This is a genomic window from Maribacter sp. (assembly GCF_039974175.1).
GTDB lineage: Bacteria > Bacteroidota > Bacteroidia > Flavobacteriales > Flavobacteriaceae > Maribacter_C.
In genome coordinates this window covers 1,044,713-1,060,583 of the sequence record NZ_JBDWJN010000010.1, presented here as the reverse complement: position 1 = coordinate 1,060,583, position 15,871 = coordinate 1,044,713, and the positions used below count along the sequence as shown (strand labels likewise).

Here is a 15,871-nt window from a genome sequence, read left to right as displayed (position 1 = left end):
TTGGATAACTTACTGTATAAAAGTAAACCATTTTTGAAAGTAGGGTCCGAGTATGGGAACGGCCTGCTTTTTTTCAGAGATGGCTCCAACAAAACCATATCCCCATAATACCAAGTAAAAAATATAAAGACCATACCAAGCATATTGATTGAACGCGTAACTAAGAAATAATGCAAAGCCTAAAAACATAATGTGAAGTCCGAAAGCTTGGCGGGTATGAAAACGGGCGAAGTCGTTTTTAGATTCCATATTCATGCTCATGGCAATCAAAGCCCCTACTAGGGTAAAGTAGGCAACTATTGCCGTTGTTTTCCCTTGTTTTGATGAATTGTTCATCTTTCAAAGTTAGGTGAACTTCGTATTTTGAACAAAAAAAAGAGGCTCCAATAGAACCTCTTTTTTTATTTGATTTGGAATAGGGGTTACCCTCCAATAGTTCCTATGAGCGGAAGTGGTGTTTCTTTACCATTAGCGGCATTAATAATGCCCAAGATCATCAGCACAAAAATACCCAATCCTATTATTGTAGTTATCATACTCAGTGAATAGGGTACGATCCACCCCAAAACCATATTTGCAACACCAAGTAGTGCAAGTCGTACCGATTGACCAATATGAAATTGGGCAAAAGCATTTTTACTTGAATTGTTCATTAAATAGGCTATAAGTAAACCGATTGGCGTAAATACATAACTTATTATTGCCGTGGTTTTTCCTTCATCAATTGTACTTTGTTCCATAATTTTTGATTTTAAGGTTGGTTATATTGTCACTACCTAAAGTTACTCAATTAACTATTTGGTTGTTGCAAATAACTCCGAAAACTCGACCTTTCATTGTCCTTTCAAGAAACATACTATTTTTTGAAGTTGAAACAATATCTTTTTTAACAAAGGTGTATTCAGCCATAGGGTCGAAAAGCGTTAGGCAGGCCTTCTCACCCTCTTTGATAGATGGGGTTTCTAATTGGTAGCGTGCACGTCCCTTGGTTAACAAGCTAATCGCTGTTTCAAGTTCGAAAATTTGATTCAATATTCCGAAGAAGGTTTCCAGGCCTAAAGAACCTGGTGAAGCATTATCAAATTCTACTCGCTTTTCTTCAATATTTATAGGAGTATGATCAGAGCAAACGAAATCAATCACTCCCTCTTTTAGTCCTTTTATTAGGGCTTTTGCATCCTTTTTAGTGCGTAAGGGTGGCATTACTTTGAAATTCGAGTCATATTCTTCTAAAACGTCATCTGTGGCAAAAAGGTTGTGAATGGCAACGCTACAGCTGACATCCAAGCCTTTTTTCTTAGCTTCTGACACAAGTTTCACTGCATTCGACGTTGACAAGGTAGGTATATGAAGTTTTCCACCAGCATACTCGAGAATAAACAAGTCGCGTGCAATCTGAAGCTCTTCGGCCAAAGCCGGAATTCCTTTTAAACCCAATTTAGTTGAAACTGGACCTTCATTTACCACCCCTCTTCCCGCTATTTTGGTATCTAAGGGAAAAGAATGTACGAGTCCGTTAAAATTCTGGGCATACTGCAGCGCAATTTTTAGCAGATTCGCGTTTTCGATTGGGCTCTTAAAGTCATAGAAACCAACAGCGCCTGCATTCTTCATATCATACAATTCTGCAAGATCTGTTCCCGCTCCTTTTAGGGTTAAGGTTCCCAAAGGGTGGAGGCTGGTTGCGCTATCTTTTGCCGCGTTTTTCAAAAAGACAATATCTGAACTGCTATCTGGAACTGGGTTTGTATTCGCATTCAAAACAATATCAGTAAAACCACTTTTTGCCGCTGTTTTCAAGCCGTTTTCAATGGTTTCACGTTCCTCATAACCTGGCTCGCCGAAACTCACACTGCTGTCAAACCAACCTGCCGATACATGAAGGTTCTTATGGTCGATAATTTTTGTTCTGCTTGGTGGGGTTATTTTGGAAGCTATCTTGTCGATTACTCCATTTTTAATAAGCATATCTCGCTTTTTGAGATGGAGTCTTTTATTGCTTGAATCTACAATGGTAGTATTCTTTAAGAGTATGTTCATCATAAGTATTTTTGTATCAGCACCTCAATCAACATAAATAGCACTGCTAAAATAACAAACCATTTCCAAAGCGCATTGATCGTATTGTCACTTTGCAATTGTTGAAAAAGAGATGTAATCGACTCGTTTCTACTACTGGCATTAACATTTGCAACATCGACATATACTAGCTTGCTCTCATCTCTTGGATAGTTAAAACTCAAATTTTGGTAAAAATTTTCTTTGTCGAAAACACCGAATATGCCATCTTTCACAGGAGATTCACCGAAATACATAGACACCTTGTTAGCAGCCGTTCTTTGTTGCGGAATAAACTCATATTCTCCCTGCGAAACCTTTAAAATATGATCTTTAGGCAATTGGGCCACGATATCTACTTTTTGATCGTTTCCAAGAGAATGGTACAATTCGGGCAGTCTTAAGCTATTGATGCCCATACTATAAATGGTAGGCACAATCAAGGGTGAATTTTTGAAATTAGAATTTTCGGTTGATAAGGAGGCAGTAAAAATGTATACCCCCTCAGAACCCACTAAAAAAGGTTGGCTATCCTGAAAAGAAAGAATGGCAGGTGCATTTGTTCGCAAGCGGAAGTATTGCGCTACTTTCGGGTATTGAAAGTTTGCCACATTTTTATCGAATACGTTGCGGTAAAGCGGATGAGAGAAGGAAATATCGGTAATGTTTCGCTCAGTATTTACTTTTTGAGTATAGGCTGTGGCGTAGTAGTTGGATAAAAGTTGGCTGTAGCTAGTTAAATCTATTTCAGATGCAGGAATAATTACTAAATACCCGCCATTTTCGGTAAAAGATTTTATACTTGTTGCCAATGCGTTGGGTATACGCTCTAGCTCATTTAGAATGATCAAGGTTTGTTCGTTAAGATCACTATAATTCAAGTTGTTTAAAATCGCCGATTTGAACTCAAACTCATCTGGACTGAAGATGCGTTTTAAGAAATTACTCTTTGCATTGCCGATGGCCAAAGCCTTAATTTTTTCCTTAGCGTCAATATTGAAAAAGAGTTGATTGTCATAGAGTAAACCCGTATCTGAAATTTCAATTTTTCCTTTAATTACCTCATTCTTGGGTAGGGTAAAACTCACTCTCGCCAGTTTGTTGGTGTTAAAGGTTGCGGCTGTTTTAGCAATTAAACGCTCTTCGTTAAATAGAGATACTGCGGTGCTCTCTGTATCTGAGTTGCTTGAAATCAATGTAGTCAGCTCTATGTTATCAGAGGCTATTGTGCTCATATAAACCGAGTCTAACGAAACGTTTTCTAGGTCTTCCGCGCTAAGACGCACTAAATGTTTTTGGATACTTTGTGCAGTGTCTTCTTTTACCGACGCCATTACTTGCTGAAAATCTGAGATTACAAGCAGATTTTTAACGGAATTTTTCTCCTGGTCAAAAAAAGTATTGGCCTTCAAGTACACCTCTTCTAATGTCAACTGCTTGGAGGTATGTGCAAGCTGTAAAAGGTCATTCTGAATATTTTGCAATCGTACTTCCTTAAAGACTTTTTCATTGGTAAAAAGACTAAATACTTGATCATCTGGTATTGATTGAACTAGGTTTTGAATGGCGTCCTCTAACAAAGTGCTATTGTTGGTTTTGGCCTGCATACTGAAAGAATCGTCTAGGTAAATCACCGTTTCTTTGTCTTGTAATGCTGACTTTTCAGCAAAAAAGGGCTGTGCAAAAGCAAGGATCATAGCCGCCATCAAAAGCATTCGAGTAATTAATAACAACCACTTTTTTAAGCTATTGCTACGTCTAGATTCTGAAACGACCTTTTTAAGAAACTTGACATTCGTAAAAGGGGTTTTTTGAAATCGGCGTAGTTGAAAAAGATGAATAAAAATAGGAATCAGCAGGAGAAATAAGGCCCAAAGAAGTTCTGGATGTTTAAACTGCATTCCCGATTTTGATTTGGCAAATATAATTCAAAAAAGACAAAAGATCGTTGCGCTTTATGATAAAAGAAGTAAGACCCAGATGAATTTTATGCCAACCTTAAGAAGGGGCATTCGCTTTCTTAGAATGTAGCCCACTGAACCCGCTTGAACTGAGCATGCTTAACAGAAGAAAAAATAGTCTTGCATGGAAAGGTGTTTGTACATACCTAAATATTTTCGGATCAGCAGCTGGTCTTCTTCGTTGGCGACGGTTACAATGCTTTGCGGATTTGGCAGTTGCTCTAAAAATGAATAATGCAACATAGTATTGCCGTATATTGATTTTCCTATTTTATTCGGATTATCGCATAACCAATGAAAGTCGATTTGCCTTTCAAGCAAGCCTTTAGCAATTGTTTTTCCTTTCTTGCCAGCGCCCCAAACCACCAACGGTCTATTCGTATCGTGATCTAGTTTTAGAAAATAATGCAGTTTGATATCCAAAAAATAATTTTGAGCATAATGAACACTAGTACGTGAAGTTCTGGTATCATAATCACGCCACATATGCAGAAGTTCGTCGCAGGAAATGCATTGCAGTCCTTGTTCATAAAATCGAAATGTTAAATCGTAGTCTTCAGGATATCGATCTGGTACAAAAGCACCACAGCTGTCTAAATCACTGCGGTAGGTCATCCAACAAGGCGATGGAATTACGCACTCTTTATATATTTCAGAATAATTACTTCCCGATTGGGTCAATAGATTTAACCAATCTTGGTAACGTTCATAGCCATTGCTAATGCCACGGGCAGAAAAGTATTTTACCTGCCCAAGGGCTAAATAGCCTTTGCCATGACTTAAAAGTGCGTTGGCTAGTACTTCTATTTTGTTAGGCGTCATGATGTCGTCAGAATCCATTCGGGTTATGAGCTGTCCCTTGCTTGTTGAATATGCCGTTCGCAGAGCATTTATAATACCCATTCCTGAATTATGAAGGGGTTGTATTCGCGAATCACGTTTGGCGAATCGCTTAACAATTTGTAAACTTTCATCTACAGAGTGGTCATCTACTGCTAAGACTTCCCAATTGACATAGGTCTGATTCAGAATAGATTCAATGCATTCTTCTAGAAATACAGCCGTGTTTTTAAAGGGAATAAGAATACTGACCAATGGATTTTCCATAGAAAACTTCATAAACGTTCCGCCAACATACGATGAAAATGATGTACACCTTGCTCGCGAGTAGGCGAGAAGCGGCCTGTTTTGTAAATGCGTGATTGCAGGCCTTGATGTACACCTTCAACAACAAATTCATCTTCGCGTTCGACCTTATCTATGGCAGCACTAGCGGCCCCTTCAAATTTATGTTCCCCATGCAGATAGGAGATAAACGACACCTTTGTTTTGCCGGGAGAAATAGGTTTTACGACGTTTACCGAAAGCCCCCAAGGATAAAAGTTAAGCATGATATTTGGAAAAATCCAAAAATAAAAAGCTGCAATTTTAGAACCGTAGCAGGCATGCCCTATTGGTAAGTCAAAGGTTTCTTCTGCGCCGTCGGCATAGCCTATCTGTAGCGTTCCGTAATCAAATAATTCAGTCGCATAGGTATTGTAATCAAGTACCCTATTAAGATCTGGATGTACAAAAGGAATGTGAAACCCTTCTAAAAAATTATCGCAATACAAAGCCCAATGGCAGTTTACCAAATAGTCTTTGCTACTAACAGCATCATATTTGAATTCGTTCAGAGGAAGAAATCCGATATACTTGTCTAGAAAATTCCGAATGATCGAAAAATCAATCTCTGTATCTAAACCCGTAAACAAAAATGGCCCCCATTCCTCTAGTGCGAATTGATGTAAATGATCACAAGCTCGTGGGAACGCTTTGGCCTCCTGAAATTCGGGCATGTGTTTGAATTGCCCTTGTAAATCCCAACGGCGACCGTGGTACATGCAGTTGAGGCCGCGTGTTAAGATACCAGGGTTGTGTGCAATCAGATTTCCACGATGCGTGCAAACATTGCTCATACAACGAATCTTACTCTGCTTATCACGCACCAATACCATTGGTTCGGGCAGGTAGTTTTCCATGAACGAAAACGGATGTACAAAGGTGTCAATAGGTACTAAAGACGACTTATCACCAATAAACTGCCAAGATTTTGCGAATACATCCTCCTTCATTTTTTCAAATACTATGGTATCACGATAAAAAGAGGCAGGTAAAGTTTCGGCTTTCGTAATGTCAGAATTCACAAAAAAGTTTCCCATGGATATTATTTTTTTCGTTTGAGGAAGCCATAGAATGGAATACCTGCTATCAGCAAAATGGTAGCTTAAAATACAACTTCGTAACCACTTGCCATAATAATCGACTTACAAAACAAAAAAGCGGATAAGGATATCGAGATTGTTAGATGGATACATTCTTAATTGCGAAACTAATGGAATAAAAAAAGTGCCCGCTAGCCAAATCAAACTAGCGGGCACATACATGACCTACAAACCTCATTTTTAAATTCGTATTTGCCTTAAGGACTTAACTATGAGGTTCCAGTAGGTAGGAGAGGAAAATTTGAGGGGTCATGAAAAAATCTTGCTGTTTTATCCAATTTCCTGCAGCTTTAGCAAAGCTTCGGACTTCGAGTTTACATTGAGTTTTAGATATATGTTTTGAATATGAAAATTAATAGCACTTGTCGTTACAAACAATTTGTCTGCAATGGTTTTGTATGTTGCACCTTGGCCTAAATAATCGATAATCTGATTCTCACGCTCAGAAAAAGATTGGTACGATTTCGGTTGAAACATAGAGATAATCTTTTTGGCAATATCATTGCCGATTACAGCACCTTCATTCTTAATTGAATTGAGTGCATGGTATAGTCGTTTGCGGGTGACGGCCTTGGTTAAGAAGCCATTTGCACCATATTTAAATGCTTTCTTAATGATTTCAAAATCATTGTTGGCACTTGCCATAATGATATTCACCTTAGGGTCTTTTTTACGAAAAAGTTTTATACCCTCAATTCCATTTACAATAGGTAGGGTGACTTCTGATACGATAATGTCAGGTTGCACAGTTTCGAATTCAGCAAGGGCATCTTCTACACTAGCGTAAATTCCGCTTAAACTAAAATCAGCATACTGCTTGAAATAGCTTTCATAGGAGGCATGCAATTGGGTGTCATTGTCGATAATAATTACTTTTAGAGTTTCTGGTCTCATCGTTTTGTGGTTTGTAGGTTATACCCAAGATGGTCAAGATCTTGGGCAGTTTAAATCATTACTTTTGAGGTGTTTAAATCCGTGCGGAGGTGTCAACTCTGCATTTCTTTATGAAGCATAGCAATTCTAGGCCAGCTGTTTGAACTGACAAATGAAATACATGTCTTCAGTAAATAACTAAGGGTTAAGCATCGATTTTTAGAGGTTTAAAAATCGTAAACCAATCTGCAGTTATACGAGATAAGCAAGAGAAAGATTTATGCTTGTTGGGTTATACGCCCGAATCTTTTTTGTGCCAAAGTAAAGTGGGAGCACCGTAATTCGAAAGTAAAAAAGATTTCCTTTTTAAGGACGTTTTGAGATTCGTTGTAGGTTTCATGTAGTAGGGGATTTGAGGTTTTTAAGCTGTAGTTAATTATAACTTAAATATAGTAAAATCTTTCGGAAGCCTATATTTTAAAGCAATGTTTTCGTTCAAATGCATCATATTTTAGCATTTTAGGCTCCAGTTCTAGTCTTCATAGGAGTTATGTACGATGGTAGAATTGTTAGCAACTTCCATGATCCATTTCTCTTTTTGATATTTCCCATTTAGGTTGGAAACGTAGGCGTCTTTGGCATCTCCTTTGTGATTGTAATCGGCCAAGTAAACATAATGTAGTCCGTTTTCTTTATTATAGAATTGCTTAGGTGACAGGCCTTTTTCTTTGAGGTCTTTTACAAATGCATTCAGATACTTTTTGTTCTTGTATACATTGGCAATTACGTAGTACCCTGAATTTGCACCAACAATGTTGGCTTGATTTAATTTCTTAATGGGTAGCTCTTTGAAATCACGTCGTTTTTTAATTGCATCAGCGTCATTTTTTACACCGTTACTAACAAGAGCGGTATTCTTCTTAGGTGTAAAATCTTGAAGATTCGATTTGATACTGTTCTTTATATCGGTGCGTACCGCACGAACGATCATTTCAAAACGTTTTTCGAAAGCAGCGTTACGCGCCTTTTCTATAGAGTCTTGTCGCAGAATAAGCTGATCTAGAATCATACGGTTTTCGTGGGCCAAGGTATTCATTATCTTTTTGTTTGTTTCTTCGGCATTTAATGGAGCCTCCCCTTTTTCGGCGGTTAAGGCCAAAATCTGTTCTTCATAGTTTCGAATGATTTGATCTATTTTTTGATCTTGCGAACTATCTGCTGTTAGGTTGATATTTAACCCGTCGTTTTTAAAAGTATAGGCCAGACTCACTTCGTGGTTCCATCCTAAATCGGCCTCTTGTTGAAGGAGGTCTTTCTCAAGCAAATAGCCCAAAGACAACTTTTTGCTTACATTGAAGCCAAGCCCCAAAGACATACCATATTCATTGTCGAAATTGGTTTGCAGCCATCCGTACTTCGGTAAATCTAAAACCATTGAACCTACATAGATCAATTCATTGTTTTCATTTTTACCCAATTGAACCAACGGCATAAGTCTTGCATCTTCAAACAATCCTCGGGTTGCATTGAATGAGTGCGTGTATTGCAGCGAAGCGCGAACGCTTTTCTCAGTTAAATTGGTTACGAATTCGTTCGTGGTCTGATTGTATTTGAGTAAGTCTTTGGCATATATTCCAAAATCAAATTTACCCAAGGATAGGGTTATTGCAGGTTGAATAGCAATCTTACTTTCTTTTCTAGCTTCTGAGAGGGTAGCGTCATTCTCGATTACCACAATACGGTTTTTGTCAAGACCTTCGTTAAAATAGGTAAGGTTTGTACCGAAACTCAATTTACTTTTCCTTCCCAATCGTACCGATGTGGCATAGTTTGCATTAAAGCCAAACTCTTGAACTACACCCGACCATTGGCTGTAAACTCCAATACCCAAAGCGGTATGGTCGTTCAATTTATTACTAAATCCGAGGAAATAGTTCTGGCGATTATCTTCGAATGAAGTATATTGATTTCTATGTAGAATATTTAAATACGATTTATTTTCTCGCACCAATGAAAAGGTAGGATTGATAAAAAATCGATTGAAATACAATTGGTTGTGATAGGTGCTTTTGGTACCTAACTCAGGAGCGACTTCTTGACCAGAGATGCTAAAGCTGTTCATTATTGCGAACAATAAGAACAGACCTAGACCATATGATTTTATACTATCGTAGTTCATTTTTGCAGGATTTGGGTTAAACCATCAAGCTCAGCTCGATGCAATGAGGATAAGTTTTTAGAGAACTAGCACATCATTTGTCCTCAAAAACCGAGGTAGTATAATCAATCTTCAACTTGTTGTTAAGGGCTTGAGCAAGATTTGACTCTCGTTGATCTTTCACAGCCTTCTTTTTATGCTTGTTTTCGTAAGAGAACGCTACTTGTTGTATGGCATCTTTGTTTTTTCCACGATTTGAAAGCACGTAGCCAATACCTTTTTCAGCCGACAAGTACATTGAAAAATCGTCTTTGGAGCTGTTGATAGGACTTCCGAGGTTGGTTGCCCATCCGATCTTTTTCTGTCCCACCTGGGTCATGTACAAATCAAGACCTCCATAGCCTTCACGTCCTTCAGAGGCAAAAACCAAAGTGTTGTCATCAGTCAAACTTGGGTACATATCATTTTTCTTGGTGTTCACTTTAGTGCCTAAGTTTTTTGCTTTTCCAATGGTTCCATCACTGTCAATAGAAGCTACATAAATATCGTACTTACCATAAGAACCAGGCATGTCTGAGGCAAAGAACAAGCGTTTGCCGTCATCAGATATAGCAGGGTGCATGGCCGAAGAATGTTTGGGGGCCAAAGCCACTTCTCTAACGTGTTTCCATTGGCCATTGATTTTGTCAGTACGGTAAATTTTATGTACCAACTCTTTTTTAGAGAATATGCCTTTTACGGGCTTAATGTACATTGACTTACTGAAATAGGCTGTTTTACCGTCTGCCGTTACTGCAACGGGCATTTCAAATTCTTGTTTTAAACCTTTGTTTCTCGCGTTCCAAGATTCACCTTGAAATTCTTTATTACGCTCATATTCTACTAAATAATCTAGAGATTGTGACCTGTAGCTGGGTTGGAAATCAAAGCTATTTTGATTGTCTGCCAAACGTAGACTGGCCTTACGAGCTTCAAATTCTCGTTTGATTTGGTAATCTTCCTTAATTTGTTCTAACCAATCGCTATCGTTTGAAGCAACGGTATTAATATGAGCCGTTTGTTCAAGGGCAAACTGATACCGTTTTTGATAGTTCGCACTTAATGCGTTACCATTTTGAAGTTCGCTCAACTTCTTGTACCAAAAAGCCGCGTTTTCATATTTCTCCAATAGAAAATTTGCATTTCCCAGATCTTCAAAAATTTCCTTTTCAGAATATCCCAAACTTTTTAATTTTAGATATTGACTATCTTTTTGAGACACATTGGAGTACAACGAATTGAAGTTGGTTTCACTGTTTTGCTGAGCAGTCAATGCAAGGCAAAAAAGAATACTGATTGTGGTAAAGACCACTTTGTAGGTAAGGGGATTTTTCATGAGATAAGATTTTGAGGTTACTGAGTTCAAAGTTGAAAAAATGTTTTCAGGTGTTTATTAATAAAAATTCATAGGTTTTGCATTTAAACCCCCAAACAGTGCATTTCATCGATGTTTTTGAGGTGTTTTGTAGGTTTGGGAAGTTTATTTTAATAAAAATGAGTAGAATAAAAAATCTATAAAACGTTGTATTGAATAGAAAAAGCTTTCTATATTTGCACCCGCATTCAGGGAATACCTGATGAGACACTTGGAGAAATGGCAGAGTGGTCGAATGCGGCAGTCTTGAAAACTGTTGAGGGTCACACCTCCGGGGGTTCGAATCCCTCTTTCTCCGCTTAACGCAAAACCCGATTTCTGAAAAGAAATCGGGTTTTTATTTTTGTTCATACAGGAAACCACAAATCGGGCAACCTTAGCAAAAAAGACGATTAGTTTAGCATAAGGCATACGCTATCACGATGAAAAAAGTGGTATTTCTTATCTTGGTCTGGTTTGACTAAAAGCAGATTCTACGTTATTCGTGGTGACCGACAGTACAGCTGCTGTAGTGAACACCGCCAAAAGCCCTACTGATTTTAAGGCAGATACTTTTTTCCGTTTTACATGGGCGACATCAGATTTCGAATACTTGAGTAACCGATTCTTAACGCTGAACTCAAGAGAATCAGCACTAATTTTATGACATATTCCCCTTACCCGCAGTTCATTTTTTAACTGCATTTCATACCGTTTGTCAACTTCTAGCTCATTGATAGCCATTGTTTTGTACGAATGACAACTTTGTAGTACTACAAGTGCTGTAAGTATTGTGGCGATTTTTTTCATTTCAATAATGTTTCATTGTGGTTACCAATATAGGAAGATTACTTTTAGGGGCTAATTATGATAGATTCTTCATGGTTTAATTCCTCGAGGGCATTTGGTAATGGTACCAAAACTGTGTTTTACTAATGTATTAAGTATAGGCGAAAGACTAGTGCGTATTAATACTAATTTTGAAACTCAAACGTTCACAATATGGAAGATAGGAATTATCTTGTTAAATTTGTCCTTACCAGCAGCCCGTGGCACCCAAATCTGAAAAGCACAATAGTTTGAATAAGAACAATGATCTAAGCTTAGATCACAACGATATCAATTATGATGTTGGTCGGTTTAGTTTTGTACTATCACAAGAAATTGAGGACCTTGCGCGGTTCAGAAACAACTATATTCTTGACTGGAGTGAGATTATTGCAGAATACTTAGAAGTAGGAATTGGTGATGTACCCCATTTTGCCTCTCAATATGTTTTCGCAAAAGCTCTTCATGCAGATCGCACTTCAGAGCGAGCGGAAATGCAGGCGATGTATCTAGAGATTGTCTCCCACGTGAATAAATTGATCGAGAAAGGCGACCTTCCAGCTGCCATTTGAAAGTGATTTTGTTTTTTTTCGATTTCTCCGATATTTCCCTTTTTACAGCCTATTTTTGACCTATGGAAGAATGGTACCACTATGTACTTCTTATCGTCACAGGTTTTGCAGTTGGTTTTATTAATACCGTGGCTGGTGGAGGGTCGTTACTTTCCCTACCTGTTTTGATATTTCTAGGATTGCCTTCAAGCGTCGCCAACGGTACCAATCGTGTCGCAATTGTTATACAAACGGCTTTAGCTACAGCGGGCTTTAAAAGCAAAGGTGTCTCGACGGCCCCATTTAATATTTATTTGGGCATTTCTGCCTTGTTGGGAGCTATCATTGGCGCCCAGATTGCTGTTGATATCAAGGGAGAAACCTTTAACCGAATCTTGGCCATAATAATGATTGTGGTGGTACTTATCATCATTTTTAAGCCAAAGATGAAGTTGATTGAAATGCAGGAAAGGCTAACGGGTAAGTATTTATGGATCGGCATTATCGCGTTTTTTTTCTTTGGTATTTATGGCGGATTTATCAATGCAGGTCTTGGATTTATAATTATACTATTTTTGCACTATGTCAACCAAATGACTTTGGTACGCTCGAATGCCACCAAAGTAGCCGTGGTTTTTATCTATACCTTATCTGCCCTAGCGGTATTTATACTGAATGACAAAGTGAATTGGACCGTAGGTTTGATTTTGGCAATAGGTAATGGTTCGGGTGCATGGTTAGCGAGCAGGGTATCGGTAGCCAAGGGAGATGGGTTTATAAAAACTTTTATTGTGGTGATGGTGGTCGCACTTTCCATTAAACTTTGGTTTTTTAATGGACATTGAGCAAGCGCTGTTGACCTAGTGATGAGTACAAACAAAATTGAAATACGTGAGTGATCCTATAAAACAATTGGAATGGCGCTATGCCGTAAAGAAATTTGATGCTGATAAACTGCTTTCTGAAGGGAAGATAAATACCTTGAAGCAAGCATTTAACCTGACAGCTACTTCTTACGGTCTACAACCTATCTCGCTCGTGGTGGTTCAAAATAAGGAGTTACAAAAAGAATTGGTTGCCCATTCTTTTGAACAACTACAAGTAGCTCAGGCTTCCCATATACTTGTTATTTGCATTGAAAATACAGTGGATGCCGCATATATATCCAATTATTTCAGACAAGTTAAAAAAGTGCGTGGCACTAGCGACGCTATTTTGAATCCCTTTAAAGAAGCCATGGTAGAGAATTTTTCTAAAAAAGAAATTCAAGAAATAAAAGACTGGTCAAAAAACCAGGCGTATTTAGCCATGGGAAACCTTTTGACCATATGTGCTATAGAAGAAATAGATTCATGCCCAATGGAAGGGTTTGAACCAGATGCCTATGATCGCTTATTAGATTTAGGTGAAAGAGGTTTGACCTCAGTTTTAGTCATGCCAGTGGGCTATCGTGCTAAAGATGATCCGTTTTCCACCTTTAAAAAGGTGCGTAAAGAAATGGATGATAGCATTATAGATATATTTTAAGAAGTGAGACAGAAGGCCTTAGATATAAGATTGAAGAGCGCACAGTAGTATGGCGTTTTGCCGATTAGAGATTGTTAATACACATAAAACTATAACCATAATTATTTTACATGCCAGGATTTGAGCTTTTTGGAGAACAGGAGAGAAAACAAGTAGAGGAAGTATTAGATACTGGAGTATTAATGCGCTACGGTTTCGACGCAATGCGCAATGGTCAATGGAAAGCTTTGGAACTTGAGACTGCTTTGGCCAAACGCATGCAGGTAAAACACGCACAATTGGTAAGTAGTGGTACTTCTGCCTTAACTGTGGCCTTGGCATGCGCTGGTGTAGGTGCAGGCGATGAAGTGATCATGCCCACCTTTACTTTCGTAGCATCTTTTGAATCAATTCTGGCGCTAGGGGCTGTTCCTATTTTGGTAGATGTAGATGATACCTTGGCCTTGCATCCTGAAGCCGTTGAGAAGGCCATTACCGAAAAAACCAGGGTGATTATGCCTGTGCATATGTGCGGATCAATGGCCGATTTAAAATCTCTGAAATCCCTTTGTGAAAAACATGGGTTGTTATTATTGGAAGATGCTTGTCAAGCCATAGGTGGAACATTTGAAGGTAAGCCTTTAGGTAGTTATGGAGATCTGGGTTGTTTTTCTTTTGACTATGTGAAAACAATTACATGCGGTGAAGGCGGCGCACTGATAACCAACAATGATACCTATAAGCTTAAGGCCGATCATTATTCTGATCACGGTCATGATCATGTTGGAAACGATAGGGGGGCCGAGACACATGCATTTCTTGGATATAATTACCGTATTTCTGAATTGAACGCTGCTGTAGGTTTGGCTCAAATTGATAGGTTAGATGAATTTTTAGCCATTCAACAAAGGAATTATACAATATTAAGAGAGGCTTTGAAAGTGATTCCAGAAGTTAGCTTCCGAAGAGTGCCTTTAGGTGGCGAGGAAAGTTATGCCTTTCTGAATTTCTTTTTACCAGACGAAACTACCGCGAAAAAAGTACATCGAGCTTTTGGAAATGAAGGAGTAGATGCTTGTTTCTACTGGTATGACAATAATTGGCACTACTACCGTAAATGGGAACATTTGACAAATCTTAAAGCTTTGGGGAAACTACCTCAAGCGGTTTACGAACAACTTCCTGATTATAATAAGGCAGATTTCACGAAATCTGACCATTGGGTAGGTCGTACAATATCATGTTTGATAAAATTGGGCTGGCAAGAAAAGGAAGTGCAGCTTCGCGCCGACAAAATGGTAGACATCATCTTAAACAGTTTATAGGCTATTCGTGAAATTTAGTACCCTTTTTACGTGATATGGGCAGATATACCTATATTTATTTAGTACTAAATACAACATTCAACCCAATCAAAATTTATTAAATTATGAAGTCAAAGATTCTTTTTTTGTGTTTGATCTCCGTCTTTTTTTTAGTGCGATTAGAAGCGCAAAGTACCTATTCGAGTACACCGCCAGAAGTATCGCCAATGCCAATGAAACCAGAGATGACCGAGATATGGGAGCCTGAGGTTACCGTCGTAACACCTGGTAAAAACTTAGGAGATGCACCTTCTGATGCGATCATACTATTCGATGGAAAAAATCTAGATGCCTGGGTTAGTCAAAACGATGAGACGAAACCAGCACCTTGGAAAATTGTAGATAATGACCATATGGAAGTAGTACCGGGTTCAGGTGGAATTCAAACGAAAATGAAATTTGGTGATTGCCAATTACATATTGAATTCAGTGCGCCTGACAAGGTCGAAAGTGAAAGTCAGGGCAGAGGAAATAGTGGGGTGTTTTTTCAAAAAAAATACGAATTGCAAATTCTTGACTCCTACAACAATCGAACTTACCGCAATGGCCAGGCTGCAAGTATATACAAAGATCATGCTCCTTTGGTTAATGCCATGCGAAGTCCTTTAGAGTGGAATACCTACGATGTGATTTATACTGCTCCAAGGTTCAAGGAAGATGGTAGCTTAGATGCCAAAGCCACAATCACGGTATTACACAACGGGGTATTGGTACAAAATCACGCTACCATAAATGGAATAACGTATTATGTAGGTCTGCACAATTACCCTACGGCTCACGGAGATGATGTGATTACTTTGCAAGACCACGGTAATAAGACCCAATTCAGAAATATTTGGATTCGGAAACTATAGTGTGCCACCTTTGTAAACTCGTGTTTATGTAATTAGCAGCTAAGGGCATGGTTGTCTGTTA

The 15,871-nt window shown here is 38.5% G+C and carries 15 protein-coding genes and 1 tRNA gene; 6 read left to right on the top strand and 10 right to left on the bottom strand.

Annotated elements, in window-relative coordinates:
- Positions 1 to 9: 9 nt before the first annotated feature.
- The 9 genes from ABJN95_RS13820 to ABJN95_RS13780 form a co-directional block, all read right to left on the bottom strand.
- Complete coding sequence (locus ABJN95_RS13820) at positions 10 to 336, bottom strand: hypothetical protein (protein ID WP_348371001.1); 327 nt, start codon at positions 334 to 336, stop codon at positions 10 to 12.
- Positions 337 to 422: 86 nt separating this feature from the next.
- Positions 423 to 740, bottom strand: coding sequence for a hypothetical protein (locus ABJN95_RS13815; RefSeq protein WP_348371000.1), 318 nt, complete (start codon positions 738 to 740; stop codon positions 423 to 425).
- Between the two features lie 46 nt (positions 741 to 786).
- Positions 787 to 2,040: a dihydroorotase gene (locus ABJN95_RS13810; RefSeq protein WP_348371744.1), complete on the bottom strand. Its 1,254-nt coding sequence runs from the start codon at positions 2,038 to 2,040 to the stop codon at positions 787 to 789.
- A complete protein-coding gene (locus ABJN95_RS13805) occupies positions 2,040 to 3,959 on the bottom strand; it encodes a BatA domain-containing protein (protein WP_348370999.1) in 1,920 nt (639 codons plus the stop codon). The genes ABJN95_RS13810 and ABJN95_RS13805 overlap by 1 nt, the downstream gene beginning before the upstream one ends.
- Before the next feature lie 159 nt (positions 3,960 to 4,118).
- Positions 4,119 to 5,126, bottom strand: a complete 1,008-nt coding sequence (locus ABJN95_RS13800; RefSeq protein WP_348370998.1) for a glycosyltransferase family 2 protein — start codon at positions 5,124 to 5,126, stop codon at positions 4,119 to 4,121.
- 8 nt (positions 5,127 to 5,134) lie between these two features.
- Positions 5,135 to 6,220, bottom strand: coding sequence for an SRPBCC family protein (locus tag ABJN95_RS13795; protein ID WP_348370997.1), 1,086 nt, complete (start codon positions 6,218 to 6,220; stop codon positions 5,135 to 5,137).
- 333 nt (positions 6,221 to 6,553) lie between these two features.
- Complete coding sequence (locus tag ABJN95_RS13790) at positions 6,554 to 7,177, bottom strand: response regulator transcription factor (RefSeq protein ID WP_348370996.1); 624 nt, start codon at positions 7,175 to 7,177, stop codon at positions 6,554 to 6,556.
- Positions 7,178 to 7,688: 511 nt separating this feature from the next.
- Complete coding sequence (locus ABJN95_RS13785) at positions 7,689 to 9,335, bottom strand: PorP/SprF family type IX secretion system membrane protein (RefSeq protein ID WP_348370995.1); 1,647 nt, start codon at positions 9,333 to 9,335, stop codon at positions 7,689 to 7,691.
- Between the two features lie 73 nt (positions 9,336 to 9,408).
- Complete coding sequence (locus ABJN95_RS13780) at positions 9,409 to 10,689, bottom strand: cell envelope biogenesis protein OmpA (RefSeq protein ID WP_348370994.1); 1,281 nt, start codon at positions 10,687 to 10,689, stop codon at positions 9,409 to 9,411.
- Positions 10,690 to 10,941: 252 nt separating this feature from the next.
- Between ABJN95_RS13780 and ABJN95_RS13775 the strand changes: the two genes are divergently transcribed.
- Positions 10,942 to 11,026, top strand: a tRNA-Ser gene (locus tag ABJN95_RS13775).
- Positions 11,027 to 11,169: 143 nt separating this feature from the next.
- Here ABJN95_RS13775 and ABJN95_RS13770 read toward each other — a convergent pair.
- Positions 11,170 to 11,517, bottom strand: coding sequence for a hypothetical protein (locus ABJN95_RS13770; protein WP_348370993.1), 348 nt, complete (start codon positions 11,515 to 11,517; stop codon positions 11,170 to 11,172).
- 239 nt (positions 11,518 to 11,756) lie between these two features.
- Here ABJN95_RS13770 and ABJN95_RS13765 point away from each other — a divergent pair, with 239 nt between their 5' ends.
- The 5 genes from ABJN95_RS13765 (at position 11,757) to ABJN95_RS13745 (ending at position 15,810) form a co-directional block, all read left to right on the top strand.
- Complete coding sequence (locus ABJN95_RS13765) at positions 11,757 to 12,107, top strand: hypothetical protein (protein WP_348370992.1); 351 nt, start codon at positions 11,757 to 11,759, stop codon at positions 12,105 to 12,107.
- Between the two features lie 62 nt (positions 12,108 to 12,169).
- Positions 12,170 to 12,931, top strand: coding sequence for a sulfite exporter TauE/SafE family protein (locus tag ABJN95_RS13760; protein WP_348370991.1), 762 nt, complete (start codon positions 12,170 to 12,172; stop codon positions 12,929 to 12,931).
- A 46-nt stretch (positions 12,932 to 12,977) separates the two neighbouring features.
- Complete coding sequence (locus tag ABJN95_RS13755) at positions 12,978 to 13,613, top strand: NAD(P)H-dependent oxidoreductase (RefSeq protein WP_348370990.1); 636 nt, start codon at positions 12,978 to 12,980, stop codon at positions 13,611 to 13,613.
- A 110-nt stretch (positions 13,614 to 13,723) separates the two neighbouring features.
- Entirely contained in the window at positions 13,724 to 14,917 is a 1,194-nt protein-coding gene (locus ABJN95_RS13750) for a DegT/DnrJ/EryC1/StrS family aminotransferase (RefSeq protein ID WP_348370989.1), read from the top strand.
- 104 nt (positions 14,918 to 15,021) lie between these two features.
- Positions 15,022 to 15,810, top strand: coding sequence for a DUF1080 domain-containing protein (locus ABJN95_RS13745; protein WP_348370988.1), 789 nt, complete (start codon positions 15,022 to 15,024; stop codon positions 15,808 to 15,810).
- The last annotated feature ends 61 nt before the right edge of the window (positions 15,811 to 15,871 follow it).

Bases quoted from the DNA above. Each gene is read 5' to 3' on its own strand.
- ABJN95_RS13820 (WP_348371001.1), bottom strand. From the start codon at position 336: ATGAACAATTCATCAAAACAAGGGAAAACAACGGCAATAGTTGCCTAC.
- ABJN95_RS13815 (WP_348371000.1), bottom strand. From the start codon at position 740: ATGGAACAAAGTACAATTGATGAAGGAAAAACCACGGCAATAATAAGT.
- ABJN95_RS13810 (WP_348371744.1), bottom strand. From the start codon at position 2,040: ATGAACATACTCTTAAAGAATACTACCATTGTAGATTCAAGCAATAAA.
- ABJN95_RS13805 (WP_348370999.1), bottom strand. From the start codon at position 3,959: ATGCAGTTTAAACATCCAGAACTTCTTTGGGCCTTATTTCTCCTGCTG.
- ABJN95_RS13800 (WP_348370998.1), bottom strand. From the start codon at position 5,126: ATGGAAAATCCATTGGTCAGTATTCTTATTCCCTTTAAAAACACGGCT.
- ABJN95_RS13795 (WP_348370997.1), bottom strand. From the start codon at position 6,220: ATGGGAAACTTTTTTGTGAATTCTGACATTACGAAAGCCGAAACTTTA.
- ABJN95_RS13790 (WP_348370996.1), bottom strand. From the start codon at position 7,177: ATGAGACCAGAAACTCTAAAAGTAATTATTATCGACAATGACACCCAA.
- ABJN95_RS13785 (WP_348370995.1), bottom strand. From the start codon at position 9,335: ATGAACTACGATAGTATAAAATCATATGGTCTAGGTCTGTTCTTATTG.
- ABJN95_RS13780 (WP_348370994.1), bottom strand. From the start codon at position 10,689: ATGAAAAATCCCCTTACCTACAAAGTGGTCTTTACCACAATCAGTATT.
- ABJN95_RS13770 (WP_348370993.1), bottom strand. From the start codon at position 11,517: ATGAAAAAAATCGCCACAATACTTACAGCACTTGTAGTACTACAAAGT.
- ABJN95_RS13760 (WP_348370991.1), top strand. From the start codon at position 12,170: ATGGAAGAATGGTACCACTATGTACTTCTTATCGTCACAGGTTTTGCA.
- ABJN95_RS13750 (WP_348370989.1), top strand. From the start codon at position 13,724: ATGCCAGGATTTGAGCTTTTTGGAGAACAGGAGAGAAAACAAGTAGAG.
- ABJN95_RS13745 (WP_348370988.1), top strand. From the start codon at position 15,022: ATGAAGTCAAAGATTCTTTTTTTGTGTTTGATCTCCGTCTTTTTTTTA.